This window comes from Tenericutes bacterium MZ-XQ (assembly GCA_002838205.1).
Taxonomy (GTDB): domain Bacteria; phylum Bacillota_I; class Bacilli_A; order Acholeplasmatales; family Acholeplasmataceae; genus Mariniplasma.
The window spans coordinates 381,749-406,285 of record CP017950.1 but is presented as its reverse complement, the minus strand read 5'-3'; the positions used below and the strand labels follow the sequence as shown (position 1 = coordinate 406,285).

Annotated in this window: 24 protein-coding genes; 20 read left to right on the top strand and 4 right to left on the bottom strand. The window is 32.5% G+C overall.

Translation table 11 applies throughout. The features are described 5' to 3' along the window. The first annotated feature begins 23 nt into the window (after positions 1-23). The 19 genes from BK011_02110 (at position 24) to BK011_02020 (ending at position 20,403) form a co-directional block, all read left to right on the top strand. On the top strand, positions 24-569 hold the full coding sequence (locus tag BK011_02110) for a hypothetical protein (GenBank protein ID AUD64529.1): 546 nt from the start codon (positions 24-26) through the stop codon (positions 567-569). Between the two features lie 20 nt (positions 570-589). After that, complete coding sequence (locus BK011_02105; protein ID AUD64528.1) at positions 590-802, top strand: hypothetical protein; 213 nt, start codon at positions 590-592, stop codon at positions 800-802. After that, positions 780-1,709 carry an ABC transporter ATP-binding protein gene (locus tag BK011_02100; protein ID AUD64527.1) on the top strand — a complete coding sequence of 310 codons (930 nt, stop codon included), beginning with the start codon at positions 780-782 and terminating at the stop codon, positions 1,707-1,709. The genes BK011_02105 and BK011_02100 overlap by 23 nt, the downstream gene beginning before the upstream one ends. Continuing rightward, positions 1,696-2,460: a hypothetical protein gene (locus tag BK011_02095; GenBank protein AUD64526.1), complete on the top strand. Its 765-nt coding sequence runs from the start codon at positions 1,696-1,698 to the stop codon at positions 2,458-2,460. The genes BK011_02100 and BK011_02095 overlap by 14 nt, the downstream gene beginning before the upstream one ends. A gap of 138 nt (positions 2,461-2,598) precedes the next feature. Then, positions 2,599-3,567 carry a hypothetical protein gene (locus tag BK011_02090; GenBank protein AUD64525.1) on the top strand — a complete coding sequence of 323 codons (969 nt, stop codon included), beginning with the start codon at positions 2,599-2,601 and terminating at the stop codon, positions 3,565-3,567. A 72-nt stretch (positions 3,568-3,639) separates the two neighbouring features. After that, complete coding sequence (locus BK011_02085) at positions 3,640-4,680, top strand: hypothetical protein (GenBank protein ID AUD64524.1); 1,041 nt, start codon at positions 3,640-3,642, stop codon at positions 4,678-4,680. Continuing rightward, positions 4,677-5,858, top strand: coding sequence for a proline/glycine betaine ABC transporter ATP-binding protein (locus BK011_02080; GenBank protein ID AUD64523.1), 1,182 nt, complete (start codon positions 4,677-4,679; stop codon positions 5,856-5,858). The genes BK011_02085 and BK011_02080 overlap by 4 nt, the downstream gene beginning before the upstream one ends. A 126-nt stretch (positions 5,859-5,984) precedes the next feature. Next, a complete protein-coding gene (locus tag BK011_02075) occupies positions 5,985-7,769 on the top strand; it encodes a glutamine--fructose-6-phosphate aminotransferase (protein AUD64522.1) in 1,785 nt (594 codons plus the stop codon). Between the two features lie 11 nt (positions 7,770-7,780). Continuing rightward, the gene (locus tag BK011_02070) at positions 7,781-9,091 is read left to right on the top strand and encodes a hypothetical protein (protein AUD64521.1); all 1,311 of its coding nucleotides are present in this window, start codon (positions 7,781-7,783) and stop codon (positions 9,089-9,091) included. Further along, positions 9,084-10,469 carry a UDP-N-acetylglucosamine diphosphorylase/glucosamine-1-phosphate N-acetyltransferase gene (locus tag BK011_02065; protein ID AUD64520.1) on the top strand — a complete coding sequence of 462 codons (1,386 nt, stop codon included), beginning with the start codon at positions 9,084-9,086 and terminating at the stop codon, positions 10,467-10,469. The genes BK011_02070 and BK011_02065 overlap by 8 nt, the downstream gene beginning before the upstream one ends. A 104-nt stretch (positions 10,470-10,573) precedes the next feature. Next, positions 10,574-11,038: a hypothetical protein gene (locus BK011_02060; protein ID AUD64519.1), complete on the top strand. Its 465-nt coding sequence runs from the start codon at positions 10,574-10,576 to the stop codon at positions 11,036-11,038. 35 nt (positions 11,039-11,073) lie between these two features. Continuing rightward, entirely contained in the window at positions 11,074-12,918 is a 1,845-nt protein-coding gene (locus BK011_02055) for a hypothetical protein (protein ID AUD64518.1), read from the top strand. A 101-nt stretch (positions 12,919-13,019) separates the two neighbouring features. Further along, positions 13,020-14,357, top strand: coding sequence for a type I glutamate--ammonia ligase (locus tag BK011_02050; protein ID AUD64517.1), 1,338 nt, complete (start codon positions 13,020-13,022; stop codon positions 14,355-14,357). A gap of 76 nt (positions 14,358-14,433) precedes the next feature. Beyond that, on the top strand, positions 14,434-16,182 hold the full coding sequence (locus BK011_02045) for a hypothetical protein (protein ID AUD64516.1): 1,749 nt from the start codon (positions 14,434-14,436) through the stop codon (positions 16,180-16,182). 70 nt (positions 16,183-16,252) lie between these two features. After that, positions 16,253-16,966 (top strand): hypothetical protein, encoded by a 714-nt coding sequence (locus tag BK011_02040; protein AUD64515.1) that lies wholly within the window; start codon positions 16,253-16,255, stop codon positions 16,964-16,966. 1 nt (position 16,967) lies between these two features. After that, a complete protein-coding gene (locus tag BK011_02035; protein AUD64514.1) occupies positions 16,968-17,717 on the top strand; it encodes a hypothetical protein in 750 nt (249 codons plus the stop codon). Then, positions 17,717-18,391, top strand: a complete 675-nt coding sequence (locus BK011_02030; protein ID AUD64513.1) for a hypothetical protein — start codon at positions 17,717-17,719, stop codon at positions 18,389-18,391. The genes BK011_02035 and BK011_02030 overlap by 1 nt, the downstream gene beginning before the upstream one ends. An 84-nt stretch (positions 18,392-18,475) precedes the next feature. Beyond that, positions 18,476-19,366 (top strand): hypothetical protein, encoded by an 891-nt coding sequence (locus BK011_02025; GenBank protein ID AUD64512.1) that lies wholly within the window; start codon positions 18,476-18,478, stop codon positions 19,364-19,366. Between the two features lie 20 nt (positions 19,367-19,386). Next, positions 19,387-20,403, top strand: a complete 1,017-nt coding sequence (locus tag BK011_02020; protein AUD64511.1) for a branched chain amino acid aminotransferase — start codon at positions 19,387-19,389, stop codon at positions 20,401-20,403. Positions 20,404-20,564: 161 nt separating this feature from the next. Here BK011_02020 and BK011_02015 read toward each other — a convergent pair whose 3' ends face one another. From BK011_02015 to BK011_02000, 4 genes are read right to left on the bottom strand one after another with little or no spacing between them, the layout of a single operon-like run. After that, complete coding sequence (locus BK011_02015; protein ID AUD64510.1) at positions 20,565-21,560, bottom strand: hypothetical protein; 996 nt, start codon at positions 21,558-21,560, stop codon at positions 20,565-20,567. Then, positions 21,553-21,783, bottom strand: a complete 231-nt coding sequence (locus BK011_02010; protein ID AUD64509.1) for a transcriptional regulator — start codon at positions 21,781-21,783, stop codon at positions 21,553-21,555. Before BK011_02010 ends, BK011_02015 begins: the two co-directional genes overlap by 8 nt. Continuing rightward, entirely contained in the window at positions 21,780-22,325 is a 546-nt protein-coding gene (locus BK011_02005) for a hypothetical protein (GenBank protein AUD64508.1), read from the bottom strand. Before BK011_02005 ends, BK011_02010 begins: the two co-directional genes overlap by 4 nt. Continuing rightward, positions 22,322-23,125: a hypothetical protein gene (locus BK011_02000; GenBank protein AUD64507.1), complete on the bottom strand. Its 804-nt coding sequence runs from the start codon at positions 23,123-23,125 to the stop codon at positions 22,322-22,324. The genes BK011_02005 and BK011_02000 overlap by 4 nt, the downstream gene beginning before the upstream one ends. A 322-nt stretch (positions 23,126-23,447) precedes the next feature. Here BK011_02000 and BK011_01995 point away from each other — a divergent pair, with 322 nt between their 5' ends. Further along, the gene (locus BK011_01995) at positions 23,448-24,494 is read left to right on the top strand and encodes a hypothetical protein (GenBank protein AUD64506.1); all 1,047 of its coding nucleotides are present in this window, start codon (positions 23,448-23,450) and stop codon (positions 24,492-24,494) included. Positions 24,495-24,537: the final 43 nt, after the last annotated feature.

The window sequence follows — 24,537 nt, the reverse complement described above, 5'->3', positions numbered from 1 at the left end:
AAATATAAAAAGAAGGTGTAAATATGGAAAAAGATGCAATTAAAGCAATAATGCATCCAGTATGCATGAAAATTATACAAGAATTAGGCATTAGACAGCAGGCAACAACCAAAGAAATCCAAGAAGCATGTGCAGATACATCACAAGCGACTTTATATAGGCATCTTAAATCATTATTGTCATTAGAAATCATTGAAGTAGTTTCAGAAAATCGTATTAATGGCATTATTGAAAAAGTATATGGATTAAAGAAAGATGGATTAAACAGTGTTGTAAGTGATCCAAAAAATCTTACAAAAGATGACTATTTAAGATTGTTTAGTCAGTATATCATTTCTTTATTATCAGATTTTTCTGAATATATGAATCATAAAGATGCTTTAAAAGATGTTGCCAATAATATTGGGTTTAGTAGTGTATCCATCTATTTAACAAATGAAGAAATGATGGAGTTATCAAAAGAACTATCTGAAAGCATTATGAAACGTATTCAAAACCGCGCAGATGATGGTAGAAAGCTAAGAAAAATTTCACACGTTGTCACAACGACAATGTTAAATAAATCATAAAAGATTAAAGGAGAAAAGAAATGTTTGATGAAATGTTAAAGTATTTATGGCCATTTGCGGTTGTACAAATTATACTGCAAGTGACTGCTCTTATTAGTTTGTCAAAGAGACAAAAAGTTAGATTCGATAGTAAAAAAGTATGGGTCTTAATAATTATCCTTGGTGGATTATTCGGATCAGTTGGTTACTTTGTTTTTAGAGGAGAAGAAGATGTCGACAGCAGTGAAGATTAAGGGACTCGTTAAGAATTATAATGGTGTCTTTGCTGTTAACAACTTAGATTTATCTGTACCAGAAGGGTCAATTTATGGATTCTTAGGATCTAATGGCGCTGGAAAAACAACAACACTTAAAATGATCATAGGCATGACAGAACCAACTGCCGGTGAGATTGAAATCATGGGTAAAAAAGTTGTCTTTGGAAGTAATGAGTTTATAGATGTCATTGGATATTTACCAGATGTTCCAGGGTTTTATGATTGGATGACTCCAAAAGAGTTCTTACATTTTTCAGGTGGACTTTATGATATGTCTAAAGAAGAGATCATCAAGAGAACCAAAGAACTTCTGGAATTAGTTAATCTTAAAAAAGTTCAAAATCGAAAAATCGGAACTTTTTCAAGAGGTATGAAACAACGTTTAGGTATCGCTCAAGCACTCATCAACAATCCAAAAGTCGTTTTACTTGATGAACCTGTATCAGCCCTTGATCCGATCGGAAGAAAAGAAGTGATGGACATCATTCAATCACTCGCTGGAAAAGTAACAGTATTCTTTTCAACACATATCTTAGCAGATGTTGAAAGAATCTGTGACCGCATCATTATCATTAATGAAGGTAAAAAATTATTAGAAGATTCGATTGAACATATTAAAGAAGTACCTGATATTAGAACATTAGATATTGAATGTGAAAATGAGGAAGATGCAAAGATTTTTGAAGATTTCGCTAAACACGAATCTATTGATCATGTGGAAATTGATAAATTTAGAGTTGCCATCTTTGGTTCAGACATTGATCAAATGAGACATCTTGTAAGTGGCCTACTTTATGAACGTAAAGTCTATGTTAAAAAAATTCAAGTGAGAGAAGTATCACTTGAAGATATCTTTATTAAGGTGGTGAATGGAAATGCTTAAATTCCAGTTGCTCAAAAAAGAGTTAATCGAATATATCAAGACATCTAAGGGATTTATCCTTACTGCAGTTTTCGTATTTTTTGCGATATCTTCGCCTGCAACAGCGAAGTTCATGAATGAAATTCTTGCAGCAGTTGCAGGGGATATTACGATTAGTTTTCCAGATCCTACCTTATATGATTCTTGGGGACAAGTCTTTAAAAACATGAACTCTATTTGTTTAATTGTTTATTTGATTGTCATGTCTACAACAGTGTCACAAGAAAAAAGTAAAGGATCAATCTTACTCGTTTTAACAAAAAAAGTCTCTAGATTCCAGTTTTTAGTAAGTAAGTTCATCATTGGTATCTTGGTCTTTACCATCTTGCTTTTAGTATCTACAATCTTATCTGGATGGTATACAAATCTTTTATTTGGCGCATACATGTATGATGGATTTTGGATGAGTTTACTACTCTATTGGTTAATGGGTATTTTCTTTACTGCAGTTGCGTTATTCGTAAGTGTGATTGGTAAAACAACAACAACTTCAGCTTTACTTGCTTTTGCCATCTATGCAGTTTTACAAATCCTAAATATTTCCATTGAAATCGCTGTGTTTAATCCTTCAGGTGCATCATCAATTGTCAATAGTATCCTTACAGGTACGATCGAACAAAGTGAACTTTGGAAACCAATTTTATCGACAGCATGCTTTAGTATTGTCTTATTCTTATTAACAAATCATATTTTCAAGAGACAAGAGATTTAAACGCGATAAAATCCATTTATAAAGCCATCAATCGATGGCTTTTTTTTATGAGTTAAAACCGTTTTCATTATAGTTATCCTTTACAAACTGACAACCTATAGGTATAATAGAAGTTGTGAGAAAAAAAGGAGAGATAACATGAAGAAACTATTATTAATATTTACAGTATTGCTTGCAGGAGTGTCACTTGCTGCTTGTCAATATGAATCAAACACGATTGTGATTGGTGAAGGCGACTGGCAATCCAATCAATTTTATAACCAAGTTGCAAAAATCATTATTGAAGAAGGTTATGGCGTTGAAGTTGAAGTAATGCAAGTGGATACACCACTACTCATAGCATCTTTAACAGATGGTTCAATTGATTTAAACTTAGAAACATGGTCTGACAATATGCCTACATATGAAAATGATATTGAAACTGGAAATTATCAAGAATTAGGACTTAATTTTAATGATAATTTTCAAGGTATTTATATACCAACATATTTAGCTGATCAATATGATATCGAATATATTACAGATTTAGTTGATCATAAAGAGTTATTTCCTGATCCAGAAGTAACAAACTGGGATCCAGCAACAGATAAAGCTGTTGTTTATGGTGGACCTTCAGGTTGGCAAGTAACAGCATTTTTAGTCAATAAATTTACCAATGATGAAGTCTATCCAGAGTTAGTAGAACATTTCGATTTTAGACCACTTGAATCAACTGCATTATTAGATGCGACATTAACTGACGCATATAATAGCGAAGAGCCTTGGGCTGGTTATAACTGGGAACCTACAACGATTATGGGTTTATTTGATATGACTTTATTAAAAGATCAAGCGGATTATGATAAAGATACAGGTGCTGGTATGGTGCCTACAAATGATGTAACTGTTGTTGCTTCTAATAATTTTGTAGAAACACATCCAGAAATTGCAGAGTTTTTAGAAAACTTTAGAACATCTGCACAAGTTGCATCTGATGCACTTGCATATATGGCTGAAAATGAATTATCTGCAGCTGACACTGCAGTATGGTGGTTAGCAAACAACAAAGATATGTGGACTGCTTGGGTTCCAGAAGATATTGTTACCAAAGTAGAAGCTTCACTATAAGAACAAAACAACTAATATGTAGTGCCACCGCACTACATATTATTTTTATGAGAAAAAGAGAGGATTGATTTTATGTTAAATTTTCCAGAGTTTTTGAATTTTGGAGATCAACTGGCTAATGCGATTGATGCAGCCTTTAATTGGATTAAAGAAGCTTTTAGCTGGTTGTTTGAATTTGTTAGAGTTGTGATTCTAACATCAATCAATATGATGAGTAATTTGCTAACGCAAACCCCTTGGTGGATTTGGGTGGTTGCAGTACTTGTTTATATTTTAGGAAAGAAAGTATTTAAGATGAAGTATGTTTGGGGTTATATTTTTGGATTATTACTTGTATGGTTACTTTTTTATAACATGGTTATAGAAAATCCAGCAATCGATCTTAATTTAGGAAACTTACAAACCCCTTGGTGGATTTTTGTAGTTTTATTATTTGCGTTTACCAAATACTTATATAATTATAAAACAGCAATTGTATTATCTGCTTTATTAGCATCCATAGGGATCTTTGGTGTATGGGATGAAATGATCTCAACTGTGACGATTATCATCATCGCTGTATTCATCAGTTTTTTAATCGGTATACCTTTTGGTATATGGATGGCAAAATCAGAACGTGTTGAAAGCATTTTAAAACCGATATTAGACATGATGCAAACCATTCCTTCATTTGTTTATTTAATTCCTGCCGTGATGTTATTTAAAGTCGGTAGAGTACCAGCGACGTTTGCAACCATCATTTATGCGGTACCACCTCTGATTAGATTAACATTCTTAGGAATTAGAAATGTTGATAAGGAAATGATTGAAGCAGGTAAATCTTTTGGTTCAACTTCAAAACAATTACTATTTAAGATCGAATTACCACAAGCTTTATCAACGATTGCGACTGGTTTAAATCAAACAACGATGATGGCTGTCGCTATGGTTGTTATTGCATCGATGATTGGTGCAGGTGGATTAGGATCAATCGTTTTAATAGCGAATAGAAACATTGATGTTGGTAGTGGCTTTGTCGGTGGATTTGCAATTGTCTTTTTAGCAATCATATTAGATAGAGTGTTACAAGGTGTTGCGAAGAAACTTGAAGAAAAAAGAGGTGAACAAAAATGAGTGTAGATATTACTGTTAAGAACTTATCTGTTATTTTTGGTACGCCTAAACAAAAAGAAAAAGCTTTAAAGCTGATTGATGAAGGTCTATCAGCTGCAGAAATTAAAAAGAAAACAGGCGCAACAGTTGCTAATAAAAATGTGAACTTTGAAATCAACAAGAATGAACTATTTGTGATTGTTGGTTTATCTGGTAGTGGGAAATCAACATTTATTAGAACGCTAAACCTTTTAAACAAACCGACAAGAGGAGAAATCCTTATCAATGGAAAAGATATTACAAAGTTATCTAAAGAAGAACTAAGAGATTATAGAAGAAAAGATGTTTCAATGGTGTTTCAACACTTTGGACTCTTTTCACATAGAACTGTTTTAGAAAACGTGCAATATCCATTAGAAATCCAAGGTGTTGAAAAAGAAGAAATGGTTAAACAAGCGATGATCGCAACCGAAAAGGTAGGACTTAAAGGTTGGGAGCACTACATGCCTTCTGAACTCTCAGGTGGGATGAGACAACGTGTAGGGCTTGCAAGAGCTTTAACCAATAACCCAGCTTTATTACTCATGGATGAACCTTATAGTGCGTTAGATCCATTAATTAGACGTGATATGCAAAATGAATTATTATCACTTGAAGATGAAGACGAAGATCGTACAATCGTATTTATTACTCACGATATGAATGAAGCATTTAGAATGGGTGATAAAATTGCACTCATGAAAGATGGAGAAGTTGTACAAATTGGAACATTCAATGATTTCTTTAAAACACCAGCAAATGATTATGTGAGAGATTTTATTGCAGATGTCGATCGTTCAAGAATCTTAAAAGTGAGAGGGATTATGCGAAAAGTGAAAAACGCACTTCATCCAACCGCATCGATTGAAGAAGCGAAAACTTTTATGGATGAGAAGGAAATTGATTCTGTTTATGTGACAGACGATAACAACATGCTTTTAGGCGTTGTTTTAAAAGAAGATGTTGAAAAAACAAGAAATAAGACCATTAAAGCATTAATCAAAGACGATACGTATCGTCCAGTCTTAAGAAATAGCTATATTAAAGACGTCTTAAAGGAACTCAAAGAATCAAACCATGATATTCCCGTTATTGATCAAAAAGGGCGTTTACGTGGCGTATTAGGTTATGATGACGTCATTGATGCATTAGCTGAATAGAAAAAAATGAAGATTGTTGTGAAAGTTTTTTTTCAATCAACAATCTTTTTTTCATAATGTATCAAATTTGAAAGAAATCTATTGTATAATAGACATAACACAAAGTGAAGCTGGAGGGAAACGCATATGTGTGGCATAGTTGGATTTATCGGACATAAACATGACGCAAAAGATGTCGTCTTAAATGGACTTACGAAATTAGAATACCGTGGATATGACTCCGCAGGTATTTCTTTATTTAATTCAAAGTTTAGAGCATTTGATATTTATAAAGATTTTGGACGCGTCTCAAAATTAAAAGAACTGACAAAAGATACATTGATTTCAAACATAGGTATTGGCCACACAAGATGGGCAACACATGGGAAAGTTACAAAAGAAAATGCACATCCCCATTATTCACAATCAAAAAGATTTATCATTGTTCATAATGGTGTGATTGAAAATCATGAGGAACTCAAGTCACAATATTTAGCAAACGCACTTTTTTACTCTGAAACAGATACTGAAGTGATTGCACAACTCATCGAATCATTTAGTGAAACTTTAAGTGTTGAAAATGCGATTTTAACAACACTTAAACTTTTAGAAGGATCTTACGCACTTTTAGTCATTGATACAGAATCACCACATACGATTTATGCAGCTAAAAACAAGTCACCACTAGTTTTAGGACAATCCGAAGATGGTGTAACGATTGCATCTGATTTGATGGCTCTAGTGGGGTATAGTGATCAGTATATTGCATTAGCGGATCATACGTTTGTTGTGTGTGAAGCTGATCGAGTAACCATGTATAATTTAAATCATGAACCATTACCGACTTCATTTTTAGACATTGACTTAGACGAAGCTGATGCCGATATTGGAGAATATCAGCATTATATGTTGAAAGAGATTTATGAACAACCATCAGTCGTTAGAAGAATTGTACAAAATTACTTTGAAGATGGAGAGATTAAGATTGCTAAGCAAGTCTTAAAAGATATCAAAGCATCTGATCGGATTTATATACTTGCTGCTGGAACATCCATGCATGCAGGTTATGTTGGAAAATATATTTTAGAAGAACTTGTAGAAATCCCAGTTGAAGTACATATTGCATCAGAATTTGCATATCATACACCACTTTTAACTGAAAAACCATTCTTTTTAATGATTTCACAGTCAGGGGAGACAGCTGATCTTAGAGCATGTCTCATGAAGACTAAAAAGATGAACTATAAAACTTTAACTGTAACAAATGTGAAAACATCAACACTCGCAAGAGAATCTAATTATTACTTAGAACTTTTTGCAGGTCCTGAAATTGCAGTAGCATCGACAAAAGCTTATGTTGCACAAATCGGTGTATTAGCAGTTTTAGCCTATGCTTTATCTGAACAAACCTTTGATTTAAAGAAAGCATTAACTGAAGTTGCATTATCCATTGAAGACTTCTTATCAACTCAAGATGTATCATCTTTGGTTCATAAGATTATCATTAAAAGAAATTGTTTTTATATCGGTAGAACGATCGATTACTATACTGCCTTAGAGGCTGCTTTAAAGTTAAAAGAAATATCATACATTCAAACAGAAGGGTTTGCTGCAGGTGAGTTAAAGCATGGAACGATTGCTTTAATTGAAGATGGAACACCTGTGATTGCTTTAATCTCAAATAAAGAAATATCAAGTAACACAAGATCGAACTTAAATGAAGTGATTGCACGTGGTGCATCAACCATTAAAATTTCATTGAAATCAACATCACATAAAGATGATGACATTATCTTAAAAGATGTACATCCATTGTTAACACCTATGGCGATGGTTGTACCGACACAACTTTTTGCATACTATGCAGCTTTAGAACGTGGTCTTGATATTGATAAACCAAGAAATCTTGCAAAAAGTGTTACGGTAGAATAAGGAGGAGTTAGATGGGAAAATATTTTGGAACAGATGGCGTTAGAGGCGTTGCATTTGAGAAATTGGATGCAAACCTAGCTTACAAAATTGGACAAGGATTATCACATGCAATTGAATCAAAAGAAGTGATTATTGGGTATGATACAAGATTATCATCACCAATGTTAGCTTATATGATTGCAGCTGGTGCATTGTCTGAAGGTTGCCATGTGAGATTTGCTGGTGTGTGTTCAACACCGATGGTGGCATATTATTCAAAAAGAAAAGAAATCATAGGAGTGATGGTGACTGCGTCACATAACCCATATACAGATAACGGTATTAAAGTTTTTAATAAAGGCTTTAAGACTACAGATGACGAAGAAAAAGTCTTAGAAAAGTTTATTGATGAACCTAAAGGAACCATTGAAACCTTTGGGACATTCGAATATGCAATTGATTTTAAAGAAACCTATTTAGAAGTTTATGATCAATTTGAGTTAAAACAAACAGATATTAAACTTGCATACGATAGTGCGAATGGCGCAAACTATCAAATCGCTCATGAACTTATATCTAAAGTTGCACCAAATAGTGTGCAAATTGGTAATGTACCTGATGGCCTAAATATCAATAAGGGTTGTGGATCAACGCATATGGAACTGATTCAAAGTTATGTTAGGGAAAATGAACTTGATTTAGGCTTTAGTTTTGATGGTGATGGAGATCGACTCCTTATTTGTGATAAAGATCGCGTTTATGATGGCGACGAAATCATCTATATCATTTCTAATTACTTAAAGAAAAAAGGATTGCTTGCTAAAAATCATGTTGTCTTAACAAAAATGAGTAATCCTGGTATACTTAAAGCACTTAAATTAAATGGAATTGATTATTCTTTAACCGATGTTGGTGATAAATATGTATCACTGGAACTCACCTCAAATGATTACATCATTGGTGGTGAAAATAGTGGACATATCATTATGAGAAACTTATTACACACTGGTGACGGCTTATTAGTTGCGATGTATCTCTTAGCAATTATCGCAGAAGAAGATAAATCTATTGCTGAGTTAACTGCAGATATTACATTATTTCCTTATCAACTCATTAATATTAAAGATGTTGATAAATCGATTTTAAAAACTGACGAAATGAAACGCTTTTTAGAAGATGTGAAACACTCATTAGGTGAAGATAGTCTACTTTTAGTTAGACCATCAGGCACTGAAAATTTGATTAGAGTGACTGTATCACATCAAAATGAACATATCATGAAACATACTATTTTAAGCATCGTATCAAAAATAAAAAACTGGGGAGATGAAAACTATGCCTAAAACTTATGGACTTGTGCTTGCAGCCGGCAAAGGCACAAGAATGAAAACAGAAATGCCAAAATGTGCGTATCCAATTTTGAAAAAACCAATGATTGAATATATCGTTGAAAAATTGGAAAAAACAAAGATTGAAGAGACAGTTGTTGTTGTGGGACACCAAAAAGAAGTCTTAATGGACATCTTAAAGGATCGTGTTCATTATGCTGAACAAACAGAACAATTAGGCACAGGCCATGCAGCTTTATCTGCAGCGCCGATTTTAGAAGATAAAGAAGGTGTCACTTTTATCTTGCCTGGTGATATGCCTTTAATGGAAATCAAATTAACAGATAAGATTTTAAAAGCACATGAGGAAATGGGTAATGATTTAACTGTGGTTTCCATGGTTTTTGATAATCCAAAATCATACGGTCGTATCGTTAGAGATCAGTATGGTGCGATTGCTGCAATCGTTGAGGATAAAGATTGTACTGGTGAACAAAAGAAAATCCAAGAAGTCAATTCTGGTGTTTATGTCGTTAATAATAAGGCTTTATTTAAAGTATTAAGAACGATTAAGAAAAATGAACGTAAAGGTGAGTATTATTTAACTGATATCGTTGCACTCATGAGGCATGATTACAAAATCGGATCATTTGTTGTGCGTGACGCATATCAAATGATGGGTGTAAATGATTTATATTCTGTAAGTATCGCTGAAAGATATTTAAGAGATGAAATCAATAGAAATCATATGTTAAATGGTGTTGAAATGGTATCACCAAATACCATTACCATTGGTCATAATGTCATTATTGAACCAGGTGTTACCATTTATCCAAATACAACCATCACTGGTGATTCTGTGATAAGAGAACGTGCAGTTATTGGACCAAACACGGAAATTCATAATGGTCGCATTGATGAGCATGCAGAAATTAAGCATTCATTAGTCTATGATTCTATCGTCGGAGCTTATACAACTGTGGGTCCATTCGCCCATTTAAGAAATCATGCAGAGATTGGTACGCATAATAGAATTGGTAACTTCGTTGAGGTTAAAAAATCCTCTACAGGCACAAATACAAAAGCTGCACACCTATCTTATATTGGTGATGCAGAAGTTGGATCGAATGTAAACTTTGGTTGTGGATCAATTACGGTTAACTATGATGGCGTAAATAAGCATAAGACTAAGATTGGTGATGATGTCTTTATTGGTTGTAATGTCAATATGGTTGCACCTCTTACCATCGAAGATGAAGTTTTTATTGCTGCTGGTTCAACAGTGACTACTGATGTTCCTAAAGGATCACTATCGATTGCAAGAAACCAACAAATCAATAAAGCAGATTACTATCATAACTTGATTAAACCAAAACCAAAAGCTGATAAATAATGTAAATAAATTTCAATAATTGTAAGAATGGCTTAAAGATGATTTAAGCCATTTTTTATATGATATAATCAAGGTATAAATATGAAAATAGGGAGATTATTAAAATGGCAAGCGATTCTAAAGATATGTTAGTTGATTTATATCAACCGATCATTAAAGATGTAGAGTGCAAATATGAGATCAAAAGAGTATTATCACCAAACAGTGATAAAGTTTTAAAGTTTATTGAAGAGAACTTCTCAGCAGGATGGGTATCAGAGGCGAAAGCTGGACTATACCAAAACCATCCAACATGCTATATTGCAGTTGATGAAGGTAAAATCATTGGATTTGCTTGTTATGACTCAACTGCTAAAGCATATTTTGGGCCAACAGGTGTAGATCAAACCTATCGTGGGCAAGGCATTGGAAAAGCATTACTCTTAAAGTGCTTAGTGTCAATGAAACATGATGGTTATGGTTATGCAATCATCGGTGGCGTTGAACCAAAGAACTGGGTGTTTTATGAAAAAGCTTCAGGTGCAGTACCTATTGATAACAGCAAAAAAATATATACACGCATGGTTTAGAAATAAGCCATGTTTTTCATTGAAGGGAGAACATTATGCAAATTAAAGAACTAGACATTAAAAAACAATTAGAAATGATTAAAAACTATAGTCAATTTGACTTTAATCAAGTTGATTCTATTCAGTTTGAACAATCAAATGATCAAGATTATCAAATCATTAAAAACAACAAAGACTACCAGGTTTTTTACCACAAAAAAAGAGATATCTTTGCAGCAATCGGTTATATCTTTAGTCATTTAGATGAAAATGATTATCATATCAAAAGAACTCGACAATTAAATGAACTTGGGTATATGATTGACTGTGCTAGAAATGCAGTACCAACCATTGAAACACTCAAAAGACAAATCGTTAATTTATCTTTAATGGGATATACCTATATTGGTTTATATTTAGAAGATTTATTTGAAATCGAGAGTGAACCTAAGTTTGGCTATATGCGCGGACGTTACACAAAAGCCGAAATCAAGGATTTAATCGCTTTTTCTAAACTGTTTGATATCAAGGTTATCCCATATATTCAAACACTCGCACACTTAAATGCAATCTTTAAGCATAAGGAGTACAATCAAATCTTAGATATTAACGATATTATGCTCGTAGATGAACCAAAAACTTATGAACTTGTTGAAAAAATGTTAGTGACAGTTAAAGATTTATTTGAAACACACATCATTAATATTGGTATGGATGAAGCTTGGATGTTAGGTTTAGGTAAATACTTATCGAAACATGGATATCAAAACCGTATGGATATCATGATTAAGCACTTAAATAAGGTGTTAGATATCTGCAAGAAACATGACATCAAACCATCCATGTGGGCAGATATGTTTTTTCATTTAAGAGGTGGACAATATTTTGCTAAAGGTGTCACATCATTTGATGACATCAAAGATATGATACCAAGTGATGTTGAACTTGTCTATTGGGATTATTATCACGTAGATCAAAAAGATTATGATGATAAATTTGATTCATTAAAAACATTAACCTCGAACTATGGGTTTGCTGGTGGTGCTTGGAAATGGGTAGGTTTTGTGCCATTTAACGGTTTTTCAAGAAGAAGTTCTATTCCAGCCATATCTGCATGTAAACGAGCGAACGTCAATCACTTTGTAGTTACATCATGGGGTGATAACGGCGCAGAAGCATCAATGTTTTCTATTTTGCCAAGTCTTTATTTTATTGCAGATCGTTTTTATGGTGATGAACTAGAAAATATGGATCATTTCTTATTAAATTTGACAGGTTATCCTAAACAAGCATGGTTAGATTTGGATTTACCTAATCAAATCTATCCAGCAAAAGAGATTAAAACCGTAAACCCTTCTAAATACTTATTATTTGAAGATGCACTTTTAGGTGATCCAAATATATATATGCATAAATCTTATGAGAAAACTTATCAAAAGATTAAAGATAAACTTAAACCATATACCAAAATTGAGTCAAGTTACCAGTATATCTTTGATACCATTTATAGACTTACTCATATTCTAGAGGATAAAGCATTATTGAGCTTGAAAATTTATGAAGCTTATCATCAAAAAGATGTGAATGTTTTAAAAGAGCTAGCCGAACACAAAATTGTAAAAATCGTTAAAGATATTAAGAAACTACTGTTTGTTTTTAGAAAACAATGGTACTTAGAAAATAAGATGTATGGATTTGAAGTTCAATCTTATCGTTTTGGTGGTCTAATTCAAAGACTAGAAGAAATTAAAGATATTATTTTGAGTTATACTGATGGACATATTTCATCGATTGATATGCTTGATGAACGTCAATTGAATATTGCAAACGACGATGATCCATATCTAGGATGTATTTATTACAATCAATTTATAAAATATGTAACTTATGGTACATTCTAAGCATATTAATGTAAAGAAATGACAATAATTTACATTTAGATTGACATTTTATCTCTTTTGACATACAATTTAATCAAAAAAAGGGGATAAAGTGTAAATTTATGAAAGAATATACAAGATTAGATATCTTAAGAGAAGCCAAAGAAAACAACGTTAAGTATGTAAGACTACAATTTACAGATATGTTAGGGACTGTAAAGAATGTAGAAATACCTGCAACCAACCTTGAACGTGCATTATCAAACGAAATTATGTTTGATGGGTCATCTATTCAAGGTTTTGTGCGTATCGATGAAGCAGATATGTATTTATATCCAGATTTATCGACTTGGTTAATTCTTGAGTGGGAAAGCCTTCCAGAAGGAAAAGTAGCAAGATTGATTTGTGATGTTTATACTACAGATCATGTACCTTTTGAAGGAGATCCAAGATACATTTTAAGAAAGAACTTAGAAAAAATGAAAGAGCTAGGTATTGAGAAGTTTAATGTCGGTGTTGAACCTGAGTTTTTCTTATTTAAACTTGATGAGCACGGAAAACCAACGATGGAATTTTCTGATTTAGGTGGCTATTTTGATTTAGCTCCAATTGATGGATCAGAAGATGTCAGACGTGATATCGTTTTAGAGCTTGAAAAAATGGGTTTTGATATGGAAGTATCGCACCATGAAGTGGCATTTGGCCAACATGAAATTAATTTCCATTTTGATAATGCACTTGAAGCATGTGATAATATTCAAACATTTAAGATTGTTGTCAAAAATGTTGCGAGACGCCACGGGTATCATGCAACATTCATGCCAAAACCTATTCAAGGCATTAATGGCTCAGGGATGCATACAAACTGTTCATTATCAACAGATGGTAAGAATTTATTTTATGATCCAACAACAGAAAACCAACTATCAGAAACCGCACTTAGATTCATTGCTGGTGTGATGAAATATGCTCAAGAATTTGCATTGCTTACAAATCCTACAATTAACTCATATAAACGTTTAGTTCCAGGATATGAAGCGCCATGCTACATCTCATGGAGTGATGCGAATCGTTCAACAATGGTTAGAATTCCAGCTGCAGGAGGTAACGCGACAAGAATTGAAGTGAGATCAGTTGATCCATCAGCTAACCCATATTTAGCAATGTCAGGATTATTGGCTTCAGGGTTAGAGGGATTGAAAAATGAGATGACTCCATTAAGCCCACTTAAGAAAAACTTATTTAAGATGAGTGACTCAGAACGTAAACGTTTGGGCATCAAAAATTTACCCGAATCATTAAAAGAAGCTGTTGAAAACTTTAGTAGTTCTTCACTCATGCGAGAAACAGTTGGAGATTTTCTTTTTACTAAATTGATTGAAGCAAAATCAAGAGAATGGGATGAGTATAAAGTTAGAGTGACAGCATTTGAACTTGAAAAGTACTTACCAATCATCTAAAAGGCGATATTTCGCCTTTTTTTAATATCACATTAGTGATATAATTTAAATAAGATAATCGTTTAGGAGGATTAAAATGAAAAATTGGGATTTAAATGATCTATATCATGGTTTTGATGATGCTTATGAGCGTGATCTAAAAAAACTTGAAGAAAAAATGGATGACCTAAAAAATTACATTCTATATCAAAAACAAGAAAACGATATGCAATATATCGAGGGTTATATTAAAAGAGAAGAAGAAATTGTAAAAACATCAAGATCTTTGGGAGCATTTGCTTCACTCACGATGGCTACTGATGTGAATCATGAGGTTGCACCTAGATATATGGCGAAACTCCAACAAATCTTTAGAAAAGTAACTGCAGAACAAGTCATTTTTCAAAGATACCTAGCATCTGTCGATCTTGACAAGGTAAAAGAACACTCTAGTCTTATTAGAAAATATTTATATCTACTTAAAAAAGATCAAGAAGATGCTACTCATCTTTTATCTGAGAAAGAAGAGGTTTTATATTCAAAGATGAGAGAGTTTGCTTCATCAGGATGGTCTCAACTTCACTCAATCACGACTGCTAACCTTCCAGTAGATTATGAAGGTAAAGAAATCACATTAAGTGAAATTAGAAATATGGCTTACGAAAATGATAAAGACGTAAGAGAAAAAGCATATCATGCTGAACTTAAAGCATACGAAAAAATTGAAGATCAAGTAGCTTTTGCTTTATCAAATATCAAACGTGAAGTCACTACAATGAATGAACTTCGAGGTTATGAATCAGCACTATCTAAAACTTTATCGCAATCTAATATGACAAAAGAAACATTGGATGCGATGATTGAAGCTATGCTGGAATATCGTCCTCATTTTGCGGCTTACTTAAAAGAAAAAGCACATTATCTAGGGCATAAAGGTGCACTACCTTTTTATGATTTGTTTGCGCCAGTTGGAAAACTTGCAAAAACTTATACATACGACGAAGCACAAAAAATCATTAAAGATGCTTTTTATGGATACTCTAAACATTTAGGTGATTTTGCTACAAAAGCATTTGACCATAACTGGATTGATCCATTTCCTAAAAAAGGTAAAAGAGGTGGAGCTTTCTGTTCTAATCAACCACAAATTAAACAATCTAGAATCCTATCTAACTTCACAGGATCGTTATCTGATGTGTTGACATTGGCTCATGAACTTGGTCATGGATATCATGGAGAAATTATTGCTAATAATGATCCTCTACATTGGTCATATCCAATGCCACTTGCTGAGACTGCTTCTATTTTCTGTGAAACGATTGTTAATAATTATTTATTAAAATCACTGACTAAAGATGAAGAAAAATTATCAGTTCTAGAAAATTCTCTTCAAGGAGATACTCAAGTCATTATAGATATATTGTCTAGATATATGTTTGAGTCTAAACTGTTTGAAAATTCAACGGGTCCAATCAATAAGAAACAAATGAAAGAGTGGATGCTTGAAGCTCAAAAAGAAGCATATACCGATGGACTTGATCACGAGGTCTTACATCCTTACATGTGGCTTAATAAAGGCCATTATTATAGTGCTGGTTTAAGTTTTTATAACTTTCCTTATGCATTTGGTCTTCTATTTGGTAAAGGGTTATATGCAACTTATTTAAAAGATCCAGATAAATTCTTACTACATTATGATCACTTACTTGAACTTACAACGAAAACATCAGTAGAAGAAGTTGCGAAAACTATGGATATCGATGTGACATCTAAAGATTTCTGGATTTCTTCACTTGAACAAGTCAAAAAGGATATCGATGAAGTAATCCTATTATTTAAAAAATAATATATGTTGTTTATGGTGATGAAAATGTGCTATAATCTATTTAAACAAATGTCCAAGGGAGGATTAGAAGATGAATGAGCAAAATATGGATATGCAAGAGAATGAAATTAGTTTGTTAGACTTATATTTAATCGTAAGGAAACATATCGTCCTCATCTTGACATTCACAACTCTATTTGCGATGATTGCTGCAGGATATGCATTTTTAATCGTAGATGAGACGTATGCATCCAATGCAGATGTGATGGTTCAAGTTCAAACAGATCAAACTGTTGATGGATCATATGATTACAATACAGCACAAAAGTTGCTTGCAACTATTACTGAGTTTATGAGTAAAGATGTTGTTTTAGATGAAGTGGTTAGAGATTTGGATTTAAGTTATACACCAAAACAAATTAGAAGTAATCTAACGATCACTTCGTCCAATACAAGTTTCTTTATTAACATAAAGTTTGTGGATGAAGATCCAGAACTCGCAAGACAAATCGTCGATGAGGTCATCAATAATGCTATTCAAGTAGCAAACGGAAATGATGCATTTTCTACACTTAAAAATAAAGTGACACGTACATCCTTTGCTGATGTTGGTGTCTATGAAGCACCAAATAAACCACTTTATGTCGTTATCGGTATTATCTTAGGTGGTATTACTGGATTAGGATTTGTGTTTATAAAAGAACTTATGAATAATTCATATAAATCAAAAGAACAACTTGAAGCAGCCTTTAAGATTCAAGTTTTAGGTGTAATTCCTGAGTTTGAAGTAAAGGAGGATTTCTAAGATGGCAAAAAAGAAGAATTTCTCATTAGAGCGTTTAATTAATGGTGAACGCGTTTCAAAATATGATTATTTAGTCACCAAACAAGATCCTCTATCATTTGTTACTGAATCATTTCAAAAAGTGATTATCAATATTGAATATTCTAATGTTGATGGTGATTATAAAGTGATTCAGTTTACATCAACACTTCCTTCAGAAGGTAAATCAACATTCGTATCTAATTTATCTTATTTGATAGGTCAAAAAGGTAAGAAGGTTATTTTACTTGATTTAGACTTAAGAAAACCTAAGATGAATAGAGTGTTTAATGTACCAAATAAGAATGGCTTAACTGATTATCTAGCTGGTAAAATCCCTCTAGATAAAGCAATTAATCATTCAGATGAAATTGGTATTGACTTTATCACTGCAGGTGAAAAAACAAGTGCTGTAGTTAATGTTTTAGAAGCAAAGAAATTAAAAGACTTAATTGCTCAATTAAGAGAAACATATGATTACGTATTACTTGATACACCACCAGTGATTTCTGTATCAGATGCACTTTATATTGCTAATTTAGCTGATGGTATCATTTATATTGTTGCTCAAAACAAAGCGAAAAAAGCACTTGTCAAAGAAGCAATATCTAGTTTAAAGGATCATGGTACACCGATATTGGGTATGGTTTTAACACAATTTGATATGAAATCTGGATATGGTTATAATAAAGATTATTCGTATTATAATTATTCAGAAGAAGATGATGAGTAATGATCGATATTCACACACATATCTTACCTAATGTGGATGATGGTTCTAAAGATTTAGAAACATCCATTCAAATGATTGAAAAAGAAATCGAACAAGGTGTTACTGATATTGTTTTAACACCGCATGTTCAATCAAGAGTAACAAAAGCAAATACAGCAAAGAGAAAAGCACAGTTTGAAATGTTAAAAGCAGAAGTTTCAAATCTAGGCTTAGCAGTGAACTTGCATCTAGGTGCTGAAATCATGTATCATTCACATATTGAAACTGATTTTAGCAAATATCAGTTTGGAGCACATAAATATGTTTTAATCGAGTTTTCAACAAAAGCTGAATCTCCGATTGAAGATGTATGTTATGATGTCATGGCGATGGGATATCAGGTGATTGTTGCCCATATCGAAAGATACAACTATTTAACCATAGAAGATATTGAAAAAATAAAGCTTTCAGGAGCTTTAATCCAAGTCAACGCATCAGCAATTCTAAATATTGATAAACTAGCAAATAAAAAGACTGTAAAAAAACTTATTAAGCTTAATTTAATAGATATCATAGCAACTGATACGCATAATATGGATAAAAGACCGCCTAATTTATTAGAAGCGAAAACCTATCTCAAAAAGTATTATGATCAGGATGCATTAGACTTATTATTCAATCGTATTCAGTTATAAACAACCACGTTTGTGGTTGTTTTTAAATATTTATATTTAAAATAGATTATGGTATAATCGAATTATGAAATGGGGCGAAAAGTTATGGGACAAGTTGGTTTATTTAATTTCTATTATTTTTTATATATAGCACTTGCAGTTGGGGTGACCATACTATCAGTTAAATTTCTAAAAAATAAAACAAATAGATTTAGAAGTCGTTTTATTTTTGGTCTTATTATGTTAAATTTTGTCATCCACTTTCTAAAAGTGATGATCTATCCATATACATTAGTGGATCATGTCTGGACTAAAGTGACATTTGAAAATATTTGTGCAACGAGTGTTTTGTTATTCCCATTATTATATTTTGTTAAAAACAAAACCATTAAAGATTATATGGTCATGGTTGGGATGGCATCTGGTGTGATTACATTTATAGCACCTGTCGATGCGATGAGTTCTATCTTTAATGGAACCATCTCAATTGGTGTAAGACCAGCATTTTTACTTGAGAACATTAGGTTTTATTTTGCACATTACCTGCTATTTTTAATCCCATTTTTAATGATGCATTACAAGATGCATGAAATATCCATTAGAAGAGCTTACCGAGCACCGTTTATGCTATTACTCATCTTCTTAGTTATCTTTATCAATGAGCTTATCATTACTGCTTTAGGATGGGTACCAAAAGAGCATTTATTTGATCCAAATAAAAGAAACCCTTCATTTATCTTTGGCACTAAAGAAGAGTTTACTGGTATAGGCATGATGGTAGGTGCATTAATACCAAGTTTCTTTGTCCTAACACACCCAGTTTATGAGTTCACATTTTTAATGCCAGTGATTTGGTTAATCTTACCAACCATTGTTTATGGTGGCATGATTGCACTGATTTTCTGTTTCATTTACGATAAAGAAGATACAAAATTATTTTTTAAACAAGTATTTAATCCGAGATCGATTAAGTCTGAAGAATCGCAAAAAATATAAGAAAATAACCGGAGGAGATTATGGAAAATAAGGCAAAAGGATTTACTTATGTTAAAACACCATACAACTACATATCCTATTTCAAGGATGGTAATTGGACTGAAGGGATTTTAAGAGAAGAAGACACATTTACAATAGCTGCAACATCGACATCACTTCATTATGGTCAACAAGCATTTGAAGGATTGAAAGCATACAGAAGAAAAGATGGTGACATCAACTTATTTAGAGTCATGGATAATGCAAAAAGGTTTCAGGAATCATGCGAACGCATGATGATGCCTAAAGTACCTTTAGATATATTTGTTGAAGCTGTTAAAATGACTGTTTTAGCAAACCATGAGTATGTACCACCTTATGGTACAGGTGCAACTTTATACATAAGACCATTTATGATTGGTGTAGGAAATAATTTAGGACTTCGTCCAGCGCCAGAATATATATTTAGTGTGATTGTATCACCAGTTGAAAAATATTTTGAAGGACCGATGAAACCTGTGAACATGATTACCTCTGAAATTGATCGAGCAGCACCACACGGGACTGGAGATGTCAAAGTTGGTGGTAATTATGCAGCTAGTCTTTATGCACAAGTAGAAGCTAGAAAAAAGGGATTTGCAGATACTATCTTTTTAGATCCAAAAACACATACTAAAATTGAAGAAGTTGGCGCAGCCAATTTCTTTGCGATTACCAAACAAAAGGCCTATATTACGCCTAAATCACCTTCGATTTTAAATAGTATAACCAATCGTTCATTAAGATATATTGCAAGACATATGTTAAATCTGGACGTTGAAGAAACAGATATATTTATTGAAAAACTTGATCATATTGATGAAGCTGGTGCTTGTGGCACAGCAGCAATCGTAACACCTATCGGATCGATTGAGCATCTTGGTCATGTGCATCAGTTTAAATGCCATAAAGACATGGGTCCTGTAACAAAACAACTCTTAGAGATTATCACAGGTATTCAAGTTGGCGATATTCCTGATCCAAGTAATTGGATCACCATTTTAAAACCTCACGAGTAAATACAAAATAGTTAGAAAAGGATTTAAAGACATGAAGAGAAAACACATTATATTAATTGTTGATTTATTGTTACTTGCTACTGGCTTAATTTACGCATTTGTAGCATAAAAATAGCGGAATTCCTAAGGGAGTTCCGCTTTTATTTTATGAGTGAAAATCTTTAATTGATATATGATTCCCAATCGTTAATATCGATGTTAGAAGTAATCGTTGTTTTATAAGGTCCTCTAATTTTGACGAGGTTTAAATCATTATCTACATAATATAAGCCATCACTAGTGAACTTTAAATAGCCTTCTTTCACATAGGTTTCATCTGTAAAATGATAACTTTTTCTAAACTGAACCCAGCCGCCTTGATATTCTAAATATCCATAATAAGCTTCCCCATAACTATCTTCGTAATAATACAAATCCTCATATAAAATGAAATCTTCAACCCAAGAGGGATCACCGAGTGTATGTGTATGACCAACCATGCCAATCCAATTACCACCCATAGGTTCAGAATGAAAATTCTCATGACTTTCCATTACTGAGTAGTCGTCTGTGTAACTGATATATCTTATATAAGATATTTTTTCTTCATATGGTAAAAACACATTAAATGTTACGATGTTATTGCCTTCTTGAAAACTCGTTAGATCAATCTCATGTCCGATAAGATCATAATGCGTAGTATGAAAGATGAATCCAGTATCTTTATTGATCACAACTAATCTATCGATGTCATCAAATCTTTCAAAATCACCTTGTCTAAATCTCAAATAAGATATGCTTTTATCCTTATTCTTACTAAATATGACAATATAATAGTTATCGATTTCATCCAAATAAATCGGATGCCATGCTTTAAGTATTTTTGGATTGTTGTCATAAAAATCTATGTATAAAGCTTCTTCATTATGATTTGATAGATAGTTACGATCAGCCGTTTCTTCTAGCAGAAGAGATAATCTTTTATCAGTGACTATTTGTGCTGGTACACTTTGATCATTTGAAAAACTAAATATATAAATTATAAAGAAAACGAGAATCAGCACATATCCACCAATGACACTATATCTATAATTTTTATGCTTCCAAAATTTTATTAATGTGACTAAACTTAAGACAAACAGTAAAATGATGACACTGCTTTGGATATTACTAATCATCTAAATCACCCTCTTCTAAATCCCCTTCAATGTATTCAAGAATATCTCCGGGCTGACAATGAAGCGCCTTACAGATACTATCTAATGTAGAAAAGCGAATAGCTTTCGCTTTTCCACTTCTTAATATTGACAAATTTGCTTCTGTGATATCAATAATTTGTGTCAATTCTTTAGATGACATTTGTCTATCTTTTAAAAGTTCTGACAGATTTATCTTTATCATATGGTTAATTGGTTTTCCTCATAAATATGGGTTGCTTTTTTAAGAAGTAGTGATATCACTTCAAGAACTAGAGCAATAATAACATATACAAAAATCGTATTATTTGTCGAAACATTGAAACTTCTAGTTGATGAGAACGTTATAATCGCAAAGAATAACCCGACAACAATTTCTGTGATGGATAAATATAAGAACATTAAGGCAATACGTTTAATAATGCTACTGTTATCTAAAGTGAAAATATGATTAACTTTAAGATTATATAATAATTTTGATGATAGTTGATATATGAAGATATAATAAATCGTTGTAATGATTTGCTTAATAATCATCGCAGTGATGAGTAACTCACTTGTTAAAGAAAAGATTGCAAATCCTGTAATAATCATGGATACAAGGATATATAATAATAGACCAAATTTCACAAAAATTGTAAGTAGTTTTAATATATCTTTGTTTTCTTTATTAATGATGTATGCTAAATAGATAATGAATATCCCAAATCCAAATACTAAAGCTGATATGATGAAAAATAGAGTCATTGGCTTATTTCCTTTCTATATTGAACAGATTTTCTTGTAACCAAGAAGATATGATTTGCTTCTTTAAACTCATTAAAACCAATTTGAACAGCATTGTTTGTATTTGGTTTTGGCATATATATATCAATATCCATACCTAAGTACATATCTATTCCAAGATCATTGTCACTTGTCGGATGAACATTAAAGATATATGTATATATTAACGATGGTTTTATGATTTGATTAATTGGTGTAGTATTCTGATAAATAGGAATCATTTCAAGATGATTATTTGGAAAGAGTGAAGTCGCAGATAAGATATATTCTTTATTATCGTCAACATAAGATATATGAAGACTTGATGATATATAAAAGTTATTAGAGTGTCTAATATCGATATACCCGATTTGATTTTGTGAAGTCGTATAAACATAGGGTATTTCAAATGTAAGTATAATCAAATACTGTTGATCAGATTCAAACAAAGAGATGTCAGTTTCTAGATCTAATGATTGATCCCAATCAACTTTTGAAGCTTCACCCCAGTCACGCATAAAGACTACTGGATTACTGCTTAGACCTGTATATGCTTCTTCATGAAATTTTTTTACATAACTTAAATCTTCTTGATTGTATATAACCCATGTTTGATAGGGTGTATAATCACTTTCATTTGCACCTGTTTTAATCAATGCTTCACTATAAATTTCAGTATCTTCATAGATAGGTAGAAAATTTTCATCATTGTTATTGTATGTCAGCATAAGTGTTAATATAACGAGTATACCGAGTATGATTAAGATCCATGGTCTTTTCATTGGATGTCCCCCTGAATTATTGTTTTTCGATAATATTGTATCTTATTCATCATTTTTAATCAATACTTTTTTTAAAAAATGTATAAAATTATTTTCGAAATAACTGTGTTCAAGATAAATACTGATTTTGTATAACTCATAATTGAATAATAACCTTACGTTTGGTAAAATGATTATGCCAAACAAGAATAGTGAATAGAATACCTTTTAAGTTGATGTCTTTAATCAACCAGCTTGGACACTATTTCTTGTTTGGCGATAAGAAAGTTCCTATTCAAGCTGGTTGCTTAAGGACATTTATCATTTAAGGAGTCTACCAAACATGAATCAAGCTATAACACCAGAAACATTGTACCCAATCATTCAAACTTTATGTGCTGATGATTATAATGAACTGCTTAAGAAAATGCAGCTGAATCAAAAGATAATCAATGATGCTGCGAATGCTCTTCATAAAATCATCTTTAGAGAGCGTCGAGTTCCTAACGGATATGTTAGAAACGGTAAGACACCTACTGGTCGTCAAAAGTATCTCAATCCTCAAACCAGTAGATCTATTTCAGATACCCATCATTCCATCGTTCGTTACTCCAAGAAGTCATATGAACAGTGGTTGATGTTTATCAAATGTATGCTCTATGGTCTATCTTTAAGAAAGAGTGCATCTGAAGTTGGGATTTCAACGACTACTGCCTTTGCGTGGCGTCATAAAGTCATCGAAGCGATGAAAGACTATCAGGAAGTTGTCAAACTGTCTGGGGAAATAGAGATTGATGAAACTTATTTTCTTCTTAACATGAAGGGTCCTTGGAAAGGTAAACAAATGCCAAGATCTGCTAAGAAGAAAGGTGAACCCGCCGTTTTACGTGGTGTTTCTAATGAACATGTTTGTGTTCTTATCGCACTTGATGAAAATGATCAGGTTTTAACGAAGGTCGTTGGTCAAGGAAATCCGTGGAAAGATGATATCTTCGATGCCATTAAAGGTAAGGTTAAAGCGGGTAGTCATATCACATCAGATAGTAAATCATCTTATTTTGATATTGCTCATCAATTAGAATGTTCAGTTACACAAATTCCTTCTGGTGAACACACCAAAGATGAATACAGTTTAGGAGTTATTAATAATTATCATAGTGAATTAAAAACCTGGTTTAGAAGATTTAGAGGCGTATCTACGAAACATTTAGAGGGTTACTTGATGTGGTTTAGGTTCATGAAGTATTTAAAGTATCAATTGGAGTATGACAAGCACTTAAATGCGGCATTAAAATATGTCATATCAAACCATGTTTCAATCAAATCAAGTGATATTCATCAAAGAGATTGGCCTATTGATATTTTTAAGCCATATCAGTATTTATCTTGAACACAGTTTTCGAAATAAAAAACGCATCTAAAGATGCGTATAT

Bases quoted from the DNA above. Each gene is read 5' to 3' on its own strand.
- BK011_02075 (AUD64522.1), top strand. From the start codon at position 5,985: ATGTGTGGCATAGTTGGATTTATCGGACATAAACATGACGCAAAAGAT.
- BK011_02000 (AUD64507.1), bottom strand. From the start codon at position 23,125: ATGAAAAGACCATGGATCTTAATCATACTCGGTATACTCGTTATATTA.
- BK011_01995 (AUD64506.1), top strand. From the start codon at position 23,448: ATGAATCAAGCTATAACACCAGAAACATTGTACCCAATCATTCAAACT.
- BK011_02105 (AUD64528.1), top strand. From the start codon at position 590: ATGTTTGATGAAATGTTAAAGTATTTATGGCCATTTGCGGTTGTACAA.
- BK011_02100 (AUD64527.1), top strand. From the start codon at position 780: ATGTCGACAGCAGTGAAGATTAAGGGACTCGTTAAGAATTATAATGGT.
- BK011_02090 (AUD64525.1), top strand. From the start codon at position 2,599: ATGAAGAAACTATTATTAATATTTACAGTATTGCTTGCAGGAGTGTCA.
- BK011_02030 (AUD64513.1), top strand. From the start codon at position 17,717: ATGATCGATATTCACACACATATCTTACCTAATGTGGATGATGGTTCT.
- BK011_02060 (AUD64519.1), top strand. From the start codon at position 10,574: ATGGCAAGCGATTCTAAAGATATGTTAGTTGATTTATATCAACCGATC.
- BK011_02035 (AUD64514.1), top strand. From the start codon at position 16,968: ATGGCAAAAAAGAAGAATTTCTCATTAGAGCGTTTAATTAATGGTGAA.
- BK011_02070 (AUD64521.1), top strand. From the start codon at position 7,781: ATGGGAAAATATTTTGGAACAGATGGCGTTAGAGGCGTTGCATTTGAG.
- BK011_02020 (AUD64511.1), top strand. From the start codon at position 19,387: ATGGAAAATAAGGCAAAAGGATTTACTTATGTTAAAACACCATACAAC.
- BK011_02110 (AUD64529.1), top strand. From the start codon at position 24: ATGGAAAAAGATGCAATTAAAGCAATAATGCATCCAGTATGCATGAAA.
- BK011_02080 (AUD64523.1), top strand. From the start codon at position 4,677: ATGAGTGTAGATATTACTGTTAAGAACTTATCTGTTATTTTTGGTACG.
- BK011_02095 (AUD64526.1), top strand. From the start codon at position 1,696: ATGGAAATGCTTAAATTCCAGTTGCTCAAAAAAGAGTTAATCGAATAT.
- BK011_02015 (AUD64510.1), bottom strand. From the start codon at position 21,560: ATGATTAGTAATATCCAAAGCAGTGTCATCATTTTACTGTTTGTCTTA.
- BK011_02040 (AUD64515.1), top strand. From the start codon at position 16,253: ATGAATGAGCAAAATATGGATATGCAAGAGAATGAAATTAGTTTGTTA.
- BK011_02050 (AUD64517.1), top strand. From the start codon at position 13,020: ATGAAAGAATATACAAGATTAGATATCTTAAGAGAAGCCAAAGAAAAC.
- BK011_02010 (AUD64509.1), bottom strand. From the start codon at position 21,783: ATGATAAAGATAAATCTGTCAGAACTTTTAAAAGATAGACAAATGTCA.
- BK011_02005 (AUD64508.1), bottom strand. From the start codon at position 22,325: ATGACTCTATTTTTCATCATATCAGCTTTAGTATTTGGATTTGGGATA.
- BK011_02025 (AUD64512.1), top strand. From the start codon at position 18,476: ATGGGACAAGTTGGTTTATTTAATTTCTATTATTTTTTATATATAGCA.
- BK011_02055 (AUD64518.1), top strand. From the start codon at position 11,074: ATGCAAATTAAAGAACTAGACATTAAAAAACAATTAGAAATGATTAAA.
- BK011_02085 (AUD64524.1), top strand. From the start codon at position 3,640: ATGTTAAATTTTCCAGAGTTTTTGAATTTTGGAGATCAACTGGCTAAT.
- BK011_02045 (AUD64516.1), top strand. From the start codon at position 14,434: ATGAAAAATTGGGATTTAAATGATCTATATCATGGTTTTGATGATGCT.
- BK011_02065 (AUD64520.1), top strand. From the start codon at position 9,084: ATGCCTAAAACTTATGGACTTGTGCTTGCAGCCGGCAAAGGCACAAGA.